This is a genomic window from Phocaeicola oris (assembly GCF_021295095.1).
Lineage (GTDB): Bacteria > Bacteroidota > Bacteroidia > Bacteroidales > Bacteroidaceae > Phocaeicola > Phocaeicola oris.
Window position 1 is genome coordinate 1 of sequence record NZ_JAJLQX010000045.1, and the last position, 3,894, is coordinate 3,894.

At 51.8% G+C, this 3,894-nt stretch carries 4 protein-coding genes; all 4 read right to left on the bottom strand.

All coding sequences use genetic code 11. The features are described from left to right. The coding region (locus tag LO761_RS12475) for a DUF6261 family protein (RefSeq protein WP_272818601.1) at positions 1–544 on the bottom strand (544 nt) is incomplete at its 3' end. 392 nt (positions 545–936) lie between these two features. Then, a complete protein-coding gene (locus LO761_RS12480; protein WP_272818602.1) occupies positions 937–1,356 on the bottom strand; it encodes a type II toxin-antitoxin system VapC family toxin in 420 nt (139 codons plus the stop codon). Then, on the bottom strand, positions 1,353–1,631 hold the full coding sequence (locus tag LO761_RS12485) for a hypothetical protein (protein ID WP_272818603.1): 279 nt from the start codon (positions 1,629–1,631) through the stop codon (positions 1,353–1,355). Before LO761_RS12485 ends, LO761_RS12480 begins: the two co-directional genes overlap by 4 nt. 181 nt (positions 1,632–1,812) lie before the next feature. Next, positions 1,813–3,894: fimbrillin family protein (locus LO761_RS12490; RefSeq protein ID WP_272818604.1), on the bottom strand; the 2,082-nt coding region annotated here is incomplete at its 5' end.

The following is a 3,894-nucleotide window of genomic DNA, read 5'->3' on the forward strand; positions in this document are numbered from 1 at the left end:
CGGCTCCCTCCTGAACGGCACGTTCCTTGGCGGCGGCAAGAAACTCGTCCTCACGTTGACGCAGGTTGTCGACCAAGGGCTTGAAGTGGGCGGCGGTCATGCGGGCGTCGTCCACGGCGTCGAGGTCCTGCAGCAGGTTGTGCAGCCGACCCGTCTCCTCGGTCTGCGGCAGCGTGGCTAAGTCGCCGTACTTCTTGAACAATTCATAAACTTCCGTGGCAGTTTGCGCCACTTCCGGAACGGGATAGCCTGTCGAGGCTTTCACATACTCGCGCATGGCGCGCCATGCCTCGTCGCGCAGCGCGTCCTTTTCGGTGGCTGTTTTGGCTGCCGGAACGCTGTCGGACGCTTTCAGCGCGTCATCGAACATCTGATACGCGTGTATAAACGCTTGGACAGCCTTCCTCAGCCCTTCGGCATACCCGGGCTTGCTGTCTGTCAATGGCAGTTTCTCGGTTTCTGCCGCGATGAGTTTCTGAAATCCGAAATCTTCCTCCACACGTGTGTGGGCGAGGTCGAACGATTTAATTTTTATAGTTTTCATAAGCATTTCATTTTTTAAGTTGAACATTAAGTCTATTTTTATAAAGAATGGAGTGGCGAGTAGCTCGCCAACCCATTTTTTCCCGTAAAAGCATTATCGAGCAGCTCGCCGGTGCATTTTTCTTAAAAAAAGAGCTGTCGAGCTGCTCGACGGCTCATTTTCTCTCGTAAAAGTGTTAGCGAGTGGCTCGCCAACGCTTTTTCTTTCGTAAAAGCACTGTCGAGCGAAATTGCTGATGCTTCTACCACACTGACAACACGACGGGGAAACGAAATACCGTTCCGAACGGTTGAAAACAATCGTCCCACGCTTCAATCAATGTGAAGCATGGGACGGGATTGTTTATGTAAAGCACTTGCGAGCAAGTTTTTTGATTGAAGGGAGCAAAAACGTTATCGTTTAATCCAATTCTGCACCTCCAGTCCTTCAATGCGTTCGAGGTGTTTTACATTCTCCGTTGCCACAGGAATACCCAACACTATTGCTGTGGAAGCGATGTAGAGGTCGTTGTCCTCTATCATCCGTCCTTGTCGGCGCAGCGCGGCTTTCTGTCGGCAGAACTCCATTATGCAAACAGAGAAAGGGGTGATTTCGAGCCGGTCGAACAAATCTCTCAGCACAGCGTGGTTCTTTTCCGGATGTGCGCTGCACTCTGCTCCGTAAAGCAGTTCCACTACGGATATTTCGGAGACGCAACAGTTGCGCCAGCCTATTTGTCTGATATGCTGTTTCACGCTTTTATCCTTTCGAAGGAGATGGATGAGGATATTGCTGTCAAGCAACACCTTTCCTTTCGGTTGATGTTTTCTCATACGCCTTCGAAGCTGATTGGTTCGCTTGAAGTGGAATTTTCCTTGATAACAGCCATGATTTCATCGGCAGTCTCGTCTCCTTCCCACTTTCCGAAAAATCTGTTGAGCATCTCTTCTGTATATGCTTCGTCCGACATTTCCTCGCGTTCTTCTTCGAGTACGGAGTTGGTCAGTTTCACAGCCAAAGCCAACCGGATGTTCTTGCTCATCGATCGCAAGGCGTTCCAATAGATCCCTATGGTGTTGTTTTCATTGTTTGTAATTGTGCTTGCCATGATTTTTCCTCCTTTGTTTTTCTATTTTCCATCGCAAATATATGTTTTTCAATGAAAAATTCCAAACATCCAATAGGGATTTTCATTTTCCCACCGTGTGTGTCAATATGTCAAAGAGCGAATCTTTTGTTATTCTCCCCCGTGCCCCATGACCGAGGCGCGGAGGGATTGATGTTTCCTATTATTCCGCTACTGGACGGACGGAGAACCCGTACGACCGAAGGTTGCCGCCCTGCGGGCTCACGCCGCCCGAGCCGAAGTACAGGTTGCAACCGTAGTACGTGTTGCTCGGAACGGCCGACCAAACGTAGCCGTCGTAGCCCACGATGCTCAGCGAACCGTCGCTGCCGCTGCGAAAACCCGAAGCAGGGAAATATACGGCGGCATCGGGAGAAGTGATTTTGTTGTTGAAGTTCCAACCCCAATCCCAAGCACCGCTGACATTCATCGTACCTCCGCTCTTCCCATTTGTCGTGAAACCGGTGAAAGCGTTTGAGGCGGGCATGTGGAAACCTGCGGGGCAGGGATCGTAGATGGTCTTGACCACAGAATTGTCGTTATAACCGGTAGTGGTGTTGTCCATCGACCAGAGGTTGTACTGATTGTAACCGCTATGCCAAGTTGAGCCATAAGTGTAGAAAGTCTCGGGATGCCGGATACCGTTCTGGAGGGACATATTATCACCGCCGTCCTTGTTGAACGAGCCATCGGGAGTGGTATCGGTGCCGGGGAAGGCGTCCTTGCGGCCGAACTGGTAGAGAGTGGAGGAGATTTCCTTGACGCTGCCGGGCGCCTGCTCAATCCGGATGATAGCATACTTCTTGCCGGATGCATTCTGACCAACCGTCTGCTCAAACTTGACCTTGACGATACGATTTTTGTCGTAAGTGGTACCTTCCCATTTGCGATAGGCGAAGCCAAGTGTCTGCTTGGTGAAGTTATAATCCTTGTTTTGGAAGTTGGTACATTTCACGGTCTCAAGCACTTCCTTGTGGTCGAACCACAGATGCCAAGACCACATAATGGTGCCCGATGCGTTCTTCACGGCGATGACGGCGTTGCCGTTCTTGATTTTGTCGGCGGGGACATGGAACTGCACAAACTTCCGGTCGGAGGAAAGGGAAAGGCTCGATGCTTCGACGATACCGCTTTGGTCGGCCCAGACGATTTTAGCTCCGTCGGGAACGTTTGCGCCACCGTTAGTCTGCGTAATCCACGGGTTGTCGATATCGACACCATCGTGATCCTTAAAGTTTTGTAGAATATACTCACCGCTGTTCGAAGTCTTGTAAGAGCTCGGATTATCGCTGCCATCCTTGATGGCGTTACCGTAAACCAACGGAATACGGTAGTAACCCGGAGCGGATATGAGGTAACAGTTGGCGGTGTTCTGCACTTCATCGCCACCCGTAGCGTTAGACAGATTGTAATAGTTGCCGGGAGTACCCTTGGCAGGTGCGTCTTGCAATACCTTGTTGTAAGCGACAAGGCGGTCAACGATATCTCTCTTGAGAGTGGCAGTTCCGGTTTGTGCCGAAGTGCCGCCGGTACCCTTCTCCATAGTCAGGGCGGTGAGCCATGCGGGCTTCTCGGTGGTCTCAGAGGCGAAGTTTGCGCCTCCGTCGGTGCTCTCCTGATAACTTACTACCTTCCATGCAACAGGCTGCTGTGTGTGGGTAGTGGGATCCTCACGATAGCTTTGTATGGAGTAGTTGTACGAGGGATCGGACACGGAAAAAGAACCGTTCACGTTGAGCTGATAATCCCAAGTGGAGGTATCCTCTGTCAGGGCGTAAGTCTTCGTCGTGCCCGCCTTCCATTTACCTGAGAGGTTGGCGGTGATGGGCGTGCTGCCGTCGGCGAAGTGAATCTTCACACTCACGCCGTCCAGCGGCTGCGGTATCATGTAGAAGACATAATTGTCGTTATCCTTGCCCATGATGATGTTATTCACCGCCTGCGATGTACTCACGCTGATACCATCCAACGTAAAGGTCTGCGGATCGCTCAGGTCGCTCCATGTACCCGTGCCGGCAGCGTCGGTGGGCAGCGTATAGCGTCCCTTGCTCATGGCGCCGATGATTTCCACCTTGTTGATGGTTTTGTTAAACGAGAGGTTCTGCCCCACTTTGAAGCGCACGGCGGTGAGGGCATGGCGGAACGTCAGGTTGGTAGTGGGAGCCGATCCCCACTCGGCATAGTGCACCTCGCCCGAGCAGGCAGTCATCAGGTCTTTCTGATTCTTCACGTCAGGCTCCACCTC

What these genes read in the sequence shown, in the direction of transcription:
- LO761_RS12480 (WP_272818602.1), bottom strand. Translation starts at nt 1,356, where the DNA reads ATGAGAAAACATCAACCGAAAGGAAAGGTGTTGCTTGACAGCAATATC.
- LO761_RS12485 (WP_272818603.1), bottom strand. Translation starts at nt 1,631, where the DNA reads ATGGCAAGCACAATTACAAACAATGAAAACAACACCATAGGGATCTAT.